The organism is Paenilisteria rustica, from assembly GCF_013820765.1.
Classification (GTDB): Bacteria; Bacillota; Bacilli; order Lactobacillales; family Listeriaceae; genus Listeria_A; species Listeria_A rustica.
In genome coordinates this window covers 200,863-215,555 of sequence record NZ_JABJVM010000001.1, presented here as the reverse complement: position 1 = coordinate 215,555, position 14,693 = coordinate 200,863, and the positions used below count along the sequence as shown (strand labels likewise).

Below are 14,693 nucleotides of genomic sequence, written 5' to 3'. Positions count from 1 at the left end.
AGCGTTTGTCGGCACGCTGCTCCCCTTTTCTAATATGAGGTGGATAAATTATGGCTTATATTCAATTTTTCGATACAACGCTACGTGATGGCGAACAAACGCCTGGCGTCAATTTTAATCAACAGGAAAAAATTCAGATTGCGCGTCAGCTTGAAACTTATGGGATTGATGTGATCGAAGCTGGATTCCCTATCGCGTCTGACGGTGATTTTCATTCGGTGAAAGAGATTGCTAGTATTATTAAGAATGCAACGATTTGCGGGCTTGCTCGTGCTGTGGAACGTGATATCGACCGTGCTTATGAGGCATTACGTGATGCCGAGAGTTCTCAAGTTCATGTTTTTCTTGCTACTAGTGATGTACATATGAAGCATAAATTAAATATGAGCAGGCCTGAGGTGTTGGCAAGTATTAAACATCACGTCACGCATGCTCGCAAACTTTTCCCGATTGTTCAATTTTCTCCTGAGGATGCGACAAGAACGGATCCGGCGTTCCTAGTTCAAGCGGTTCAAACGGCCATTGATGCAGGTGCGACCGTGATTAATATTCCCGATACAGTTGGTTTTACGAACCCGACGGAATTTGGTGCCCTCTTCCGCTACTTGCGTGAAAATATTCCGCGTTTTGATGAGGTTATTTTCTCGACACATTGTCATGATGATCTTGGAATGTCCGTTGCCAACGCGCTTGCTGCCATCGAAAATGGGGCGCGACGTGTGGAGGGTACGGTGAACGGAATCGGCGAACGTGCTGGAAATACCGCGCTTGAAGAAGTCGCTGTGGCACTCCATATTCGCAATGATTACTACAAATCAGAGTCTGGTATCATTTTGAATCAGACGAAGAAAACGAGTGACCTGATTAGCCGCCTTTCTGGTATGCCTGTACCGCGCAATAAAGCGATTATTGGTGGCAATGCTTACGCGCATGAATCGGGTATCCATCAAGATGGCGTTTTGAAAGAACCGACAACATATGAGATTATCACGCCTGCTTTGGTTGGTGTTGAAAAAAACTCGCTTCCACTTGGAAAACTGTCTGGTCGCCACGCTTTTGTTACGCGTATGGAGGAACTTGGCTATACGATGACCGACGAGGAGAAAAATGATGCATTTAAACGATTCAAGCATTTGGCAGATGTGAAAAAAGACGTGACAGAAGACGATTTGCACGCGTTGATTCTTGGTCAGACGTCCGAAAAAGCGGATGACTATGAATTGAATCATTTGCAAGTACAGTATGTGACAGGAGGCGTACAAGGCGCGATTGTCCGCATCCATACGGAAGACGGTTCTGTTTTAGAAGATGCAGCGACTGGGGCTGGTAGTATCGAAGCGATTTATAATACGATTAACCGTCTGATGGAGCAAGATGTTGAGCTCACCGATTACCGGATTCAAGCGATCACGGCTGGACACGATGCACAAGCCGAGGTTCATGTTATCGTCAAAGACAAAGACGGCGCAACGTATCATGGCATCGGCATTGACAATGACGTTCTAACTGCTTCCGCCAAGTCGTACCTTCACGCAAGCGCAAAAGCCAATGAGGCAAAACAACAAACAAACGAGGAGGTACCAGTCAAGTGACCTATTCCATTACAGCCCTTCCTGGCGACGGGATTGGGCCAGAAATCATGGCGAGCGGTCTAGAGATTCTCGAAACCCTTGCCGAGAAATTCCAGCTAGATTTTAAAATTGAAACACACCCATTTGGCGGGGCTGGCATTGACGCCTTGTCCGATCCACTTCCAGAAACAACACTTGCTGCTTGTCAAAAAGCGGATGCCATTTTGCTTGGTGCTATTGGTGGTCCGAAATGGGATGATGCGCCGAAACGCCCAGAACAAGGCCTACTAGCATTGCGTAAAGCACTTGGCCTATTCGCAAATATCCGCCCTATTCAAGTTCCCAACACGATTGCGCACCTCTCTCCTTTAAAAAAGGAAATTGTCGAAGGTACCGATTTTATCGTTGTCCGTGAGCTCACAGGTGGTATTTATTTCGGCGAGCCAAAACATTGGGATGAAACTAGTGCGGTGGACACGTTAACGTATACCGCCTCCGAAATCGAGCGCATCGCTGTTCAAGCATTTGAACTTGCAAAAACGCGTCGTAATAAGGTTACTTCGGTTGATAAAGCGAATGTATTAGCGTCAAGCAAACTATGGCGCCAAGTCGTGGAACGTGTTGCCAAGCGCTATCCTGAGGTTACGTTGGAGCATCTATATGTAGACGCTGCAGCAATGATCCTCATTCAGCGCCCTACCACTTTTGATGTGATTGTTACGGAAAATATGTTTGGTGACATTTTGAGTGATGAAGCCTCCGTAATCACTGGCTCGCTGGGCATGCTACCATCTGCGAGTCATCCAGAATCCGGTCCATCGTTGTACGAGCCGATTCATGGTTCCGCACCAGACATCGCCGGTCAAAATATTGCCAATCCGATGTCGATGATTTCATCTGTGTCAATGATGCTACGCCAATCTTTCCAACTTTTCGAAGCGGCAGATTATCTTGATACAGCGGCTGCCGATACGATGGAAGCAGGATTTCTAACCAAAGATCTGGGCGGAAATACATCGACTACTGATTTTACAAATGAAGTTAAAAAACGAGTTAAAGGAGGAGAATAGCAATGGCTAAAACAATGTTCGATAAGTTGTGGGATCGTCACGTCATATTTGGAAAAGAAGGTGAGCCGCAACTGTTATACATCGACCTGCATTTGGTACATGAAGTTACCTCCCCTCAAGCTTTTGAAGGATTGCGAATGGAAGGAAGACAGGTTCGCCGCACGGATCGCACGTTTGCTACGATGGATCACAACGTTCCAACCGAAGATATTTTCAACATTCAGGACGTCGTTGCAAAAAAACAAATCGATGCGCTTCGCAAAAATTGTGAAGAGTTTGGCGTTACGCTTGCTGATGTCGGTAGCGAACGCCAAGGAATCGTGCACATGGTTGGACCTGAAACGGGGCTAACTCAACCTGGCAAAACAATCGTATGTGGTGACTCGCATACCGCAACACATGGCGCTTTCGGAGCGATGGCTTTTGGCATTGGCTCGAGTGAAGTAGAACATGTCCTTGCTACGCAGTCCATCTGGCAACAAAAACCAAAATCAATGGGTGTCAAAATTAACGGTACTCTTCCAAAAGGTGTCTATGCAAAAGATGTTATTCTGCATCTGATTGCAACATATGGCGTCGCGTTTGGTAACGGATATGCCGTCGAATACTACGGGGAAGCGGTTCAGAATATGACGATGGAAGAACGGATGACAATCTGCAATATGTCCATCGAAGGCGGCGCCAAAATGGGCATGATGGCACCTGATGCCACCACATTCGCCTACATCAAAGGACGCGAATACGCACCAACAAATTGGGAAGCAGCGATTGCCGATTGGGCGACATTGCCAAGTGATCCGGGTGCAACATACGATCGTGACATCGAAATTGACGTTTCTGAACTTGCGCCATACGTTACTTGGGGAACCAATCCGGGTATGGGCGTTCCAGTTACAGAAAGCTTCCCAGCTATCCAAAGCATCGATGACGAGCGTGCCTATCAGTATATGGGGCTCGAACCCGGCCAATCAGCTTCTGAAATCAATCTCGGGTATGTATTCATCGGATCTTGTACCAACTCACGACTTTCTGATCTCGAAGAAGCCGCCCAAATTGTGAAAGGCCATCAAGTCTCATCCGGTATCCGCGCAATGGTCGTTCCTGGTTCCCGCCAAGTCCGCCTAGCTGCAGAGCGCATCGGTCTTGATCAAGTTTTCATCGATGCAGGTTTTGAATGGCGTGAACCTGGTTGCTCGATGTGCCTTGGCATGAACCCTGACCAAGTTCCAGACGGTGTTCATTGTGCTTCAACATCCAACCGTAATTTTGAAGGACGTCAAGGAAAAGGCGCACGAACACATTTGGTGAGTCCAGCAATGGCCGCAGCAGCCGCAATTCATGGCCGCTTTATCGATATTCGCAAAGGAGTGTGGCAAAATGGAAGCAATGGTGTTGCATAAAGGAAAAACAGTAGCTCTAATGAACGATAACATTGATACCGATCAAATTATCCCGAAACAATTTCTAAAACGTATCGAACGAACCGGATTTGGCGAATTTCTCTTTGACGAATGGCGCTATCTCCCCGATCGTTCCTTGAATCCAGAGTTTCCGCTAAATGCTCCTGACCGACAAGAAGCTACCATCCTTGTCACCGGTGAGAATTTCGGCTGTGGCTCTAGTCGTGAACACGCTCCTTGGGCCCTACTCGACTACCGTTTCCGTGTCATTATTGCCGGCGGATACAGCGATATTTTCTACATGAACTGCACGAAAAATGGTATTTTGCCAATTAGTTTGCCAAAAGAAGTACGCGTGAAACTGGCAGCAATTCCAGCGAACGAAGAGATTGCTATCGATTTGCCGAAACAACAAGTCATTAGCTCGGTGGGTACGTATGATTTTGACATCGATGCGACCTGGAAAGAGAAATTCATCAAAGGCCTCGATGATATTGCCCAAACAATGGAGCATGAATCCATGATTACCGATTACGAAAACAAGGCACGTGCCTATTAAAAATGAGGATGTGAGGATGTTATGGAAATGGTTGATGTCGATGCTTTAGTTAGCAAACAAGACGTGCTCGATGCGTATGATACATTAAAATCTATCGTCAAGCACACACCTCTCGAAAAAGACTACTACTTATCACAAAAATATGACTGCAACGTCTACTTAAAACGCGAAGATTTACAGTGGGTTCGTTCGTTCAAACTACGCGGTGCTTATTACGCCATCGCTCAATTAACCGAAGAACAGCTGAAAAACGGCGTCACATGCGCCAGTGCCGGAAATCATGCACAAGGAGTCGCCTTCACGTGTCAAAAACTTGGTGTTCCAGCAACAATTTTCATGCCAACGACGACACCACAACAAAAAGTATCGCAAGTTCGCTTTTTCGGTGGAGAGTTTGTCGAAGTTCGCCTCACTGGTGATACATTTGACGCTTCGGCTTATTCAGCTAAGAAATTTAGCGAAGAGCATAACAAAGCGTTTATCGCCCCATTTGACGATCCAGATATTATCGCCGGTCAAGGAACGGTTGCTGTTGAAATGTTGGATGACCTCGGTTCGGAAAATTGCGATTTCGTTTTTGCAGCAATCGGTGGTGGTGGCTTAGTTTCTGGCGTTGCTTCTTATGTAAAAGCGGTGCGTCCTGATACCACTATTATCGGTGTAGAGCCAAGCGGTGCCCCATCGATGGCCAAATCATTACTTGCTGGTAAAGTTGTTAATTTGCCAAAAATCGATAAATTTGTCGATGGCGCTGCGGTGAAACAAGTCGGCCAACTGACGTATAAACATTGCGAGAAGCTCGTGGATGAAGTGACAGAAGTCGATGAAGGCGAAGTTTGCTCGACGATTCTAGATATGTATACGAAGCAAGCCATTGTCGCGGAGCCAGCCGGTGCCCTCTCTGTTGCAGCACTCAACCATTTCCGCCCACAAATTAAGGGTAAAAACGTCGTGTGCATTGTCAGCGGTGGTAACAACGATATCAACCGGATGCAGGAAATTGAAGAACGTTCCCTCGTTTTCGAAGGTCTGAAGCATTATTTCATCGTCAATTTCCCACAACGTCCAGGTGCCTTGCGTGAGTTCGTAAATGACGTTCTCGGTCCATATGATGACATCACGAAGTTCGAATATACGAAAAAAGTAAACCGGAATCAAGGCCCTGTTATCATCGGTGTCTTGTTAGAAAATCCTAATGACTATGAAAAATTACTCGAGCGCATTGCTGTTTTTGATCCTAGCTTTATGCCAATCAACGACAATCAAATGCTCTATACGTTACTCGTATGAAAAAAACAGTCTGTACGTTCTCTCCTTTTTCTGGTGAGAATCTACAGACTGTTTTTCAAATTAAAAAAGATTGAGCAACTACCAAACATATGGTAATCACTCAATCTCGTTTCACGTTCTCGCGCTAGAATTAAAGTTTTGTTACTTTATCAGCTTGAGGTCCGCGTTGTCCTTCTACGATTTCAAATTCCACTTTTTGACCTTCGTCAAGTGTTTTGAAACCTTCTCCTTCGATCGCGCTGAAATGTACGAATACATCATCGCCACCATCAACTTCGATAAATCCAAAACCTTTTTCGCCATTGAACCATTTCACTGTACCTTCTTGCATGTGTCAAAAACCTCCAAAAATTTTTTCTTAATATGTTCCTTTTACAAATAAAAAACTTACTGGGAAACTGCTAAACAACAAGCTCACCTTGGTTTTCATATAAAAATTCACATATTATAAAAGATACTCATAGTTTAAGGATCAGTACCCTTTATAACATGTGAATAAGCTCTTGCTAAGCACCTACAGCATCCCAACAACGCATTTGTAAGGGCAATATTAATTTCATCGATACAATCATTTTAACGCTTTCATTCCAAAAATGCAAGCAATATTTACCTAAGTGCGCCATTATTGCGACAACTTTCCAAAAGTGGAAAAACCATGAAGTAACGGCTTATGCGACGCTCCTTCACGGTCTTGTTTTTATTTAATAACACTGCGATCTTTTATACGCCATTTCACTAATAAGTTGTGCAATGGTTCGCGGACGAGGAAGTACACGCCAAGCGAGATGAAGATGGATGCGATCCCGAATAAGAAGCCGCCAAATACATCGGTTGGATAGTGAACGCCTAGGTATACGCGAGAACACATGATAAAGATTATCCAGCCTAAAGCAACGACACCAATCACGATTTTAGCCCACATTTGTTTCACGGTGAAAATTAAGAACATCGCGGCTAACCCGTAGAAAATCGTTGTTCCTGTCGCATGTCCACTCGGAAAACTAAAGCCAGTTTCTGCAATCAACTGGTCAAATCTTGGACGTTGACGCTCAAAGACATGCTTTAGAACCGCGTTCATCAAAATCGCGCACACAAGCACTGTTCCACCAAACCATAAACCAACGACAAATTTACGCAATATGAAGAGGATAACAACGACGATTACCGTTAAAATAATCGCAAATTCTGCACTTCCAAAGAACGTTAAATTCTCGATTAGACTCGTTTTAGAGGCCGATATGTTTGTTTGGATACGACTGATCCAGTCTAAATCAAATTTGACAACCCATCGAGCCTCGGAATTAACTGCTAATGCGACAATGACGAAGATTAACAAGGCGAAACCACCAATTGTGAATAACGGTATAGCTTTCTTTTTGTTTGTATTCATAAATTTACTCCTAACTTCACTTGTTTTTTTGTAGGAAGGTTTGTACTTCTTCCACCATTGCTTGATATTGCGCTTGTTCCTTAGTATCGCTTTTTTCAAGTAGATTGATTGTCGTGTCAGTGACTGCAAGCGTGCCATGATACACAAAAGTCGCATTACCAATCAATTGCAAATGTAGCGCACCGTCTGCATCTTTGCTAGCTGTGACCTTGACACGGCCGCCATTAATATACACATGAACAGGCGTTTCCAGCTTATCATTATGAAGCAATTTTTTCATCAGACTCGAGGCCGACATTGCCGTTCCACAAGCATTTGTAAAACCCACACCACGTTCAAAAGTCCGAACATAGATCGCGTCTTCCCCAAGTTCTTTGACAAAGCTAACATTGACACCGTCTGTGAAATAAGGATTTTCTCCATTAAGGTACGTGGAAAGCTTCGTTTGTTTATCTGAATCGAGCGTTTCTTGATCCACAAACGTAATTAAATGAGGATTCGGTACGGCTACTGCTGAAAAACGTAAATCAGCGTCAAACGCAGGAACCAACTCATCCATCATCTGCGCTTCGTCCCAGTTTAGCGGTAGCGTTTCTGGCGCAAATAAGACTGGTGAAATTTCCACTTGATAGGTTGGAATATCAGCACCGATTTCTTCCGCTTTCGAAACGTGGAGCGTCGCTTTCATCGTCTCAACCGTTGCTTCCTGTAAGTCATGCTGTTCTAGCAGGTAACGCGCCACCGTACGCAAGCCATTCCCACACATCGATGCTTCAGAGCCATCTGCATTAAAAACGCGCATACGGCCGATAGAGCCCTTATCCGAGCTTTCTGAGACGAACAAGATACCATCCGCGCCACCCAACATTTCATCACGATTACAAATTCGAACGGCTAACTTAGCACGTGCGGCATCTTCCCAGTCGGTTAAGTTGTTTTTTATCTCATCAATCAAGAAAAAATCATTTTGAGAGCCATGAACTTTAATAAACTCGATATGTGGCATCCTTATTCCTCCATTCTCCATTTTTATGCGTGAAGGTTCTACCGGGATATCCCAGTAGAACCTCACTATTAGTTACTATAATTCGCAACCACAATATCCGCGCATCGTTTACACAACGTCGGGTGATCATGGTTCTCGCCAACATCTTTCTTCACAACACGACAACGTTCGCATGTCTCGCCTTCTGCTACCGTAATCGCAACGGCAACATGATGATCTTTCACCGCATTGGCTGGCGCTCCTTCTAAGCCTTCCACTAATTCAAAATCAGACACAATCAGCAGTTGTGCGAAGTCGCCTTCCAATGAATCAAATAATTGCTTCGCTTCGCCATCAACGAATAGCGTCACTTTTGCCAACATTGATTTACCGATAATCTTTTCATTACGCGCTTCTTCCAATGCTTTTTGAACAACATCGCGAATTTGCATGAATTGATCCCATTTCTCCGTGATCGCTTCTGTTGCAGGATAGTTCTTCATTTCCGGCATCTCTGTCAAATGAATGCTCGCCGCCTCTTGATCCGTTAAATGCGACCAAACCTCGTCCGCCGTATGTGGCAAAATTGGCGCCAATAACTTCGTCAAAACAACGACCGCTTCATGGAATACAGTTTGCATCGCACGACGATCTTTGCTGTCAGCTGCTTCGATATACACAACATCCTTTGCAAAATCCATATAAAATTGGCTAAGTTCTACTGTACAAAAATTATTAATTTGGTGATAAATCGTTGAAAACTCATACTTATCATAGCTCGCACGAACATTTTTAACGAGCTCATCCAGTTTAATTAGTAAATATTGATCCACTTCGCGCAAATCTTCATACGCAATCGCATCCGTTGCCGGTGTAAAATCAGAAATATTTCCAAGCAAGAAACGCATCGTGTTCCGAATTTTACGATAGACTTCGGAAACCTGTTTTAGAATATTCTCACTGATACGCACATCTGCTTGATAATCCACGGACGCAACCCACAAACGGACGATATCCGCACCTAATTGGTTGATAACTTTCCCTGGAAGCATCGTGTTTCCAAGTGATTTACTCATTTTACGACCATCACCATCTAAGGCAAAACCGTGACTTAAAACATTGCGGTACGGCGCTTCACCACTGATCGCAACACTCGTCGTTAGCGAGGAGTTAAACCAACCGCGATATTGGTCAGAACCTTCCATGTAAAGATCCGCTGGGCGATTCAAGTAAGGGCGCGCCGCAAGAACAGCTTGGTGACTTGATCCTGAATCGAACCAAACATCCATAATATCGTTCTCTTTCGTAAATTCGCCATTTGGACTCGCTTCATGCGTGAATCCGGCTGGTAATAAATCTTTCGCTTCCCGCTCGAACCAGATGTCTGAACCATGCTCACGGAATAATTCGGACACATGATTAATCGTTTCATCCGTGATGATAGACTCGCCGTTTTCCGCATAGAAAATCGGAAGTGGGACGCCCCATACACGTTGACGCGAAATAACCCAGTCACCGCGATCGCGAACCATGTTGAATAAGCGCGTTTCACCCCATGCAGGCGTCCAAGTCACACCTTGTACTGCGTCTAACAACTCTTGGCGGAAGGCATTAATCGATGCAAACCATTGCGGTGTCGCACGGAAAATAACTGGTTTCTTCGTACGCCAATCATGCGGATACGAGTGCGTAATGAATTCTAATTTTAATAACGCACCGACTTCTTCCAACTTCTCCGTCACCATTTTATTGGCTGTATCATAAAACACACCTTCAAAGCCCGGTGCTTCCTCTGTGAAAACACCACGATCATCTAGTGGTGCTAATGTCTCTAAACCATATTTTTGACCAATGATAAAGTCGTCTTCCCCATGTCCAGGTGCTGTATGAACCGCGCCAGTACCAGCTTCTGCCGTTGCATGTCCACCGTTCATCACGAGCGAATCACGATCATAAAATGGATGTCTCGTCACAACGCGATCAATTTCGGAGCCGCGCACGGTTTTCACAACCTCAGCCGATTCCCAACCTAATGTTTCGCGCAGACTTGGGAAAAGCGCTTCAGCTACGACATATTTTTCGCCAGCAACCGCTACAACAACGTATTCTAAATCCGGATTTACCGTAATCCCCTTATTCGCAGGAATCGTCCACGGTGTCGTTGTCCAAATCACGATATTCGTTCCTTCTTCTAGCACACCTTTGCCATCTGTTACTTTAAACGCCACAAAAATGGAGGCAGATTTCTTATCTTGATATTCAATTTCCGCTTCAGCCAAAGCAGACTCACTAGATGGCGACCAATAAACTGGCTTCTTTCCTTTGTAAATGTAGCCTTTTTTAGCCATCTCACCGAAAACTTTGATTTGTTCTGCTTCATATTCCGGTTGTAAGGTGATGTACGGATTCGCCCACTCACCAGTTACACCAAGACGTTTAAAACCTGTGCGTTGGATATCGACTTGTTTATACGCATACTCTGCGCAAAGTTTACGGAATTCGGCAACAGACATTTCTTTCCGTTTTACGCCTTTATTCGCAAGCGCCTGTTCAATCGGTAAACCATGTGTATCCCAGCCAGGAACATATGGCGAACGGAACCCACTCATCGATTTTTGACGAACAATCATATCCTTGATTACTTTATTCATCGCATGGCCCATATGTAGCTCACCATTCGCATAAGGCGGTCCATCATGCAAAATAAACGTTGGCTTATCCGCATTTTTTTGTTGAATTTTGTCGTATAGATCCATCTCTTCCCATTTCGCTTGCCATTCTGGTTCCTTATTTGGCAAATTACCTCGCATTGGGAATTCTGTTTTTGGCATTAATAACGTATCTTTGTATTCCATCAGTTCATTCTCCTTTATATTATGATTATTTTTTGTTCTCTTGTATTTGGCAAAGCTTTCGTATCTCGTTTTCAGATCTAGCTATGTTGCGGTTCTAAAAAGCACAAGACGCTTTGCGAGTTCATCAACATAACGAGCTCTTTCACCTTTTCAACACAAAAAGACCCCTCCCTCAAAAAAGGGACGAGTCTAATAGTCGCGGTACCACCCTTGTTGACATCGATCATACATCTTTGCCCACTTCGTTACATCGTTAACGCCGACGTACGCCTCTTTCTAATTGGCACGCATGCCGTTCAAAAAAAGAGCTCCAGAGTGATTTCCACTTTCTATCCTACTTGCAAGGCTCTCACCATCCCCAGCTCGCTTTAAAAATAGAATATCTTAGAAAGTGTACTTGTCTCTATTATTGCTTCTCAATATCGTTTTCTTCTACTACTTCTAATTTCTCTGGTTCTGCTGATTTCAATTCGGTTGCATCGACTTCATATTCCATCAATTGCTTCCAATCATCACTCTTAATCAGATCCATTTGTGTTTCTACTAGTAAGCGCAGACGTTCGCGGAACACTTTTGATTGACGTTTCAAATCTTCAATTTCAATCGCAATTTTGCGGGCTTTTGATAGCGAATCACTCAAAATACGATCCGCATCTTTCTCCGCTTCACGCACGATTAATTTCGCTTCTTTATCCGCGTTATCAATGACTTGGTTCGCAGCTTCTTGCGCCACTATCAAGGATTTATTTAGCGTTTCTTCAATATTTGTAAAATGTCCTAAACGGTCATCTCTTGAAGATAGCGTCTCCTCTAAGCGTTTCTTTTCTTTAATCAGTTGTTCATAATCCTTAATAATTTGGTCAAGGAATTCATTTACCTCGTCCTCTTCGTAACCTCTAAAACCACGGCTAAACTCTTTATTATGTATATCCAGCGGTGATAATGGCATGTTCAACACCTCCATATGGTCAAAACCTAACTAAATCTAGGCTAGCCCTTCTATTATAACATAAAACTTCATTCCATATATACCTGTCTCTTACTATAATAAAATTCTGACTATCTCGCAAGTATTATCTTCTCAAAAAACGAAAATATTAGCGTAAATAGCCAATTTCGATCCGAATCTTGTCTTTCTTCGTGTGTCCATTGATTTCGCCAAGCTTCACACGACCAAAGCCACGCGCTGAAATAATATCCAATTCTTCACATTCAAAATCAGGATTTTCAACGATTTTCCAATTCACCTTCACCAGTTTCCCTTGTACGAGTTGTTTTGCTTTTTGACGTGAAATATTGTGCGCTGTTGCCACAACAAGATCCAGGCGTAAACTCGTAATTGTTGTCCCAACATAGTCCCAATCCGTACGAACAGGTAACGCTTGATTTAGATCTAGTTCTTCCAACATGATATTCACTTTCCCTATTTTATCAAGCTGCAAACTAACATACTCTTTCATCTCACTCATCACAAAAAACTGCCACAATTCATTTTCCGTTAAAATATCACCGAAAATATCGCGCTTCATCCCAAGCGACATCACTGTTCCGAGAATCGATTGGTGCGATAATGTCGTGAATTTAACCGGATAGCGAATATCAAACAATGTAACCTGAAAATCTGCATCGGTCGGCTCATAATAATCCGGATAAATAAGCGCGCGGCGACGTTCGGCATGCGCTACCCCACCCCAGAATTTCACCTTGATATGATCATAGCCACCAACAACCGACTCCAAGATTAGACGCTGACGTGGATCAAGAAAATCCGTCAAACGCGGCGTGTACTGATCCTCGACCTGCACAATCCACTCTAACGCTACATCAATAAAACTATGCTCTTCTGCTCTAAAATGTTGATAAATCCCTTCCATGTTCCCTTACTCCCTTTAACAACAAAATGCCTCTCACAAAAAGTCATTTTGCAATATAGTCGTACTTTTATAACTCCCATTATAGCACGCTTCCCCGTTTTTTAACACCCACACAATTCCAAAAAATACCGAATGAAAGCACTCCTGATCTCCAGATAGCTTTCATTTCGGTATCAACATTTAGAAAAATAGTGGCAATAAATAATTATACACTAAGTACTGTAGCCCAAACGTTGCCATTCTTATTGCAAAAAAGGCAATGATTGGTGATAAATCAAGGACCCCACCAATTGGCGGAATGATTTTCCGGAATGGTGCTAAAACAGGTTCACAAATTTTCGCTAAAAAGCGGCCAAATGTCGTTTCGTAAGCACCTGGAAACCAAGATAATAAAATATAAACAAACAGTACGTACGGGAAATAATCCAGTACTAGAAAGACATAGTGTGCGATTTGATATGCTAATATAATGTGTTACACCTCATTTACATAAAATCTTGTTCTTCTAACATCTCAGAAATAGCGCCATCAACCTCGACGTTTTCTGGTGTGCAGAGGAAAATATTGTTGCCAATACGTTGAATATCTCCACCTAAAGCATACACAGTCCCGCTCAAAAAGTCCACAATTCGGATTGCTTGGTCGTGGCTAATACGTTGTAAATTCACAACCACCGTTTTGTATTCCTTCAAGTAGTCAGAAAGCTCTTGCGCTTCTGCATAAACACGCGGTTCCACGAGTACCATTTGACTCGAAAATTGAGCGCCATTCATGCTTACTACTTTATGTTCATCGACTGGTGCTACTTCGCTTTGATTCGTAAAATAGTTTTTTCCTGTTGGTTTTTTCATTTTTTTCTCAGTTGGAACCTCGCGAAGTGGTTGAGGTTTTGTCGCAACCGGTTCTTCTTCATAATAATCTTCGCCCTCTTCCTCATCTAAGAAAAAGTAAGATTTAAATTTATTTTTTAATCCCATCTGATTTACACCTCCACATTTAGTTTTCCTCTACTAAAGCTCTTCCTACTCTGATAAACGTTGCGCCTTCCTCGATTGCAATCTCAAAATCATTCGTCATTCCCATCGATAATTCGTGACATGGAACATTCAGGATTCCAAGTTTCTCTATTTCTAGTTGCACTGCTTTTAATCCTTGAAAAACGTGATGTAAAGTCTGCTCATCATCGGTGTTTGGAGCCATTGTCATCAATCCAACAATTTCAACATGTTCATAGCTCTGTGCTTGCACAAACGCGATGGCTTCCTCCGCACTAAAACCGTGTTTTGATTCTTCCTCAGAGATATTTACTTGTAAGAAACAAGATACCTTCTGAGTCGCACGTTTTTCAATTTCATCAGCTAAGGACTTGCGATCTAATGAATGCAAAAAATGCGTATATGGTAGGATGGCTCTCACTTTTCGTGTTTGTAATGATCCGATAAAATGCCAAACAATATCAGGTTTATCAGCAAAAGCTTCTACTTTTTCCGCAAAAACTTCCGCTCGATTTTCACCAAAATGACGAATGCCGAGATTGTACAGTTTCTCCATCGCAGCAACATCGACAGTCTTCGTTACAGCAACCAAATGAATGTCTGCCGCATCGCGACCATTTTTTTTCGCTGCGTTAGAAATTTTATCTTCAATCACTTGTAAGTTTTCGTTATAGCTCATCACATATCACCTATTTTTTCATACT

The 14,693-nt window shown here is 43.4% G+C and carries 14 protein-coding genes and 1 other annotated feature; of the genes, 5 read left to right on the top strand and 9 right to left on the bottom strand.

Annotation, left to right across the window (positions count from 1 at the left end; translation table 11 throughout):
* Positions 1–50 precede the first annotated feature (50 nt).
* From HPK16_RS01030 to ilvA, 5 genes are read left to right on the top strand one after another with little or no spacing between them, the layout of a single operon-like run.
* A complete protein-coding gene (locus HPK16_RS01030; RefSeq protein ID WP_181675154.1) occupies positions 51–1,592 on the top strand; it encodes a 2-isopropylmalate synthase in 1,542 nt (513 codons plus the stop codon).
* Positions 1,589–2,641 carry a 3-isopropylmalate dehydrogenase gene (gene leuB / locus HPK16_RS01025; protein ID WP_181675153.1) on the top strand — a complete coding sequence of 351 codons (1,053 nt, stop codon included), beginning with the start codon at positions 1,589–1,591 and terminating at the stop codon, positions 2,639–2,641. The genes HPK16_RS01030 and leuB overlap by 4 nt, the downstream gene beginning before the upstream one ends.
* A gap of 2 nt (positions 2,642–2,643) precedes the next feature.
* Positions 2,644–4,041 carry a 3-isopropylmalate dehydratase large subunit gene (leuC, locus tag HPK16_RS01020; protein WP_181675152.1) on the top strand — a complete coding sequence of 466 codons (1,398 nt, stop codon included), beginning with the start codon at positions 2,644–2,646 and terminating at the stop codon, positions 4,039–4,041.
* Entirely contained in the window at positions 4,019–4,600 is a 582-nt protein-coding gene (gene leuD, locus HPK16_RS01015) for a 3-isopropylmalate dehydratase small subunit (RefSeq protein WP_181675151.1), read from the top strand. Before leuC ends, leuD begins: the two co-directional genes overlap by 23 nt.
* Positions 4,601–4,621: 21 nt before the next feature.
* Positions 4,622–5,890, top strand: coding sequence for a threonine ammonia-lyase (gene ilvA, locus HPK16_RS01010; protein ID WP_181675150.1), 1,269 nt, complete (start codon positions 4,622–4,624; stop codon positions 5,888–5,890).
* A 130-nt stretch (positions 5,891–6,020) separates the two neighbouring features.
* Here ilvA and HPK16_RS01005 read toward each other — a convergent pair whose 3' ends face one another.
* From HPK16_RS01005 to HPK16_RS00965, 9 genes are all read right to left on the bottom strand, one after another.
* Entirely contained in the window at positions 6,021–6,221 is a 201-nt protein-coding gene (locus tag HPK16_RS01005; RefSeq protein ID WP_181675149.1) for a cold-shock protein, read from the bottom strand.
* A 366-nt stretch (positions 6,222–6,587) separates the two neighbouring features.
* Complete coding sequence (locus HPK16_RS01000; protein ID WP_181675148.1) at positions 6,588–7,280, bottom strand: phosphatase PAP2 family protein; 693 nt, start codon at positions 7,278–7,280, stop codon at positions 6,588–6,590.
* A gap of 16 nt (positions 7,281–7,296) precedes the next feature.
* A complete protein-coding gene (gene dapF, locus HPK16_RS00995; protein WP_181675147.1) occupies positions 7,297–8,286 on the bottom strand; it encodes a diaminopimelate epimerase in 990 nt (329 codons plus the stop codon).
* Positions 8,287–8,354: 68 nt separating this feature from the next.
* Complete coding sequence (ileS, locus tag HPK16_RS00990) at positions 8,355–11,120, bottom strand: isoleucine--tRNA ligase (protein WP_181675146.1); 2,766 nt, start codon at positions 11,118–11,120, stop codon at positions 8,355–8,357.
* A 176-nt stretch (positions 11,121–11,296) separates the two neighbouring features.
* Positions 11,297–11,539, bottom strand: a binding site (T-box leader).
* Positions 11,527–12,069, bottom strand: coding sequence for a DivIVA domain-containing protein (locus HPK16_RS00985; RefSeq protein ID WP_181675145.1), 543 nt, complete (start codon positions 12,067–12,069; stop codon positions 11,527–11,529). Its footprint overlaps the feature before it by 13 nt.
* 148 nt (positions 12,070–12,217) lie before the next feature.
* On the bottom strand, positions 12,218–12,994 hold the full coding sequence (locus HPK16_RS00980; protein ID WP_181675144.1) for a YlmH family RNA-binding protein: 777 nt from the start codon (positions 12,992–12,994) through the stop codon (positions 12,218–12,220).
* Positions 12,995–13,174: 180 nt separating this feature from the next.
* Positions 13,175–13,423: a YggT family protein gene (locus tag HPK16_RS00975; protein ID WP_220132227.1), complete on the bottom strand. Its 249-nt coding sequence runs from the start codon at positions 13,421–13,423 to the stop codon at positions 13,175–13,177.
* 56 nt (positions 13,424–13,479) lie between these two features.
* Positions 13,480–13,971, bottom strand: coding sequence for a cell division protein SepF (locus HPK16_RS00970; protein ID WP_181675143.1), 492 nt, complete (start codon positions 13,969–13,971; stop codon positions 13,480–13,482).
* Positions 13,972–13,990: 19 nt separating this feature from the next.
* Positions 13,991–14,668 (bottom strand): YggS family pyridoxal phosphate-dependent enzyme, encoded by a 678-nt coding sequence (locus HPK16_RS00965; protein WP_181675142.1) that lies wholly within the window; start codon positions 14,666–14,668, stop codon positions 13,991–13,993.
* Between the last annotated feature and the right edge of the window lie 25 nt (positions 14,669–14,693).

Bases quoted from the DNA above. Each gene is read 5' to 3' on its own strand.
- HPK16_RS01030 (WP_181675154.1), top strand. From the start codon at position 51: ATGGCTTATATTCAATTTTTCGATACAACGCTACGTGATGGCGAACAA.
- leuC (WP_181675152.1), top strand. From the start codon at position 2,644: ATGGCTAAAACAATGTTCGATAAGTTGTGGGATCGTCACGTCATATTT.
- leuD (WP_181675151.1), top strand. From the start codon at position 4,019: ATGGAAGCAATGGTGTTGCATAAAGGAAAAACAGTAGCTCTAATGAAC.
- ilvA (WP_181675150.1), top strand. From the start codon at position 4,622: ATGGAAATGGTTGATGTCGATGCTTTAGTTAGCAAACAAGACGTGCTC.
- HPK16_RS01005 (WP_181675149.1), bottom strand. From the start codon at position 6,221: ATGCAAGAAGGTACAGTGAAATGGTTCAATGGCGAAAAAGGTTTTGGA.
- HPK16_RS01000 (WP_181675148.1), bottom strand. From the start codon at position 7,280: ATGAATACAAACAAAAAGAAAGCTATACCGTTATTCACAATTGGTGGT.
- dapF (WP_181675147.1), bottom strand. From the start codon at position 8,286: ATGCCACATATCGAGTTTATTAAAGTTCATGGCTCTCAAAATGATTTT.
- ileS (WP_181675146.1), bottom strand. From the start codon at position 11,120: ATGGAATACAAAGATACGTTATTAATGCCAAAAACAGAATTCCCAATG.
- HPK16_RS00985 (WP_181675145.1), bottom strand. From the start codon at position 12,069: ATGCCATTATCACCGCTGGATATACATAATAAAGAGTTTAGCCGTGGT.
- HPK16_RS00980 (WP_181675144.1), bottom strand. From the start codon at position 12,994: ATGGAAGGGATTTATCAACATTTTAGAGCAGAAGAGCATAGTTTTATT.
- HPK16_RS00970 (WP_181675143.1), bottom strand. From the start codon at position 13,971: ATGGGATTAAAAAATAAATTTAAATCTTACTTTTTCTTAGATGAGGAA.
- HPK16_RS00965 (WP_181675142.1), bottom strand. From the start codon at position 14,668: ATGAGCTATAACGAAAACTTACAAGTGATTGAAGATAAAATTTCTAAC.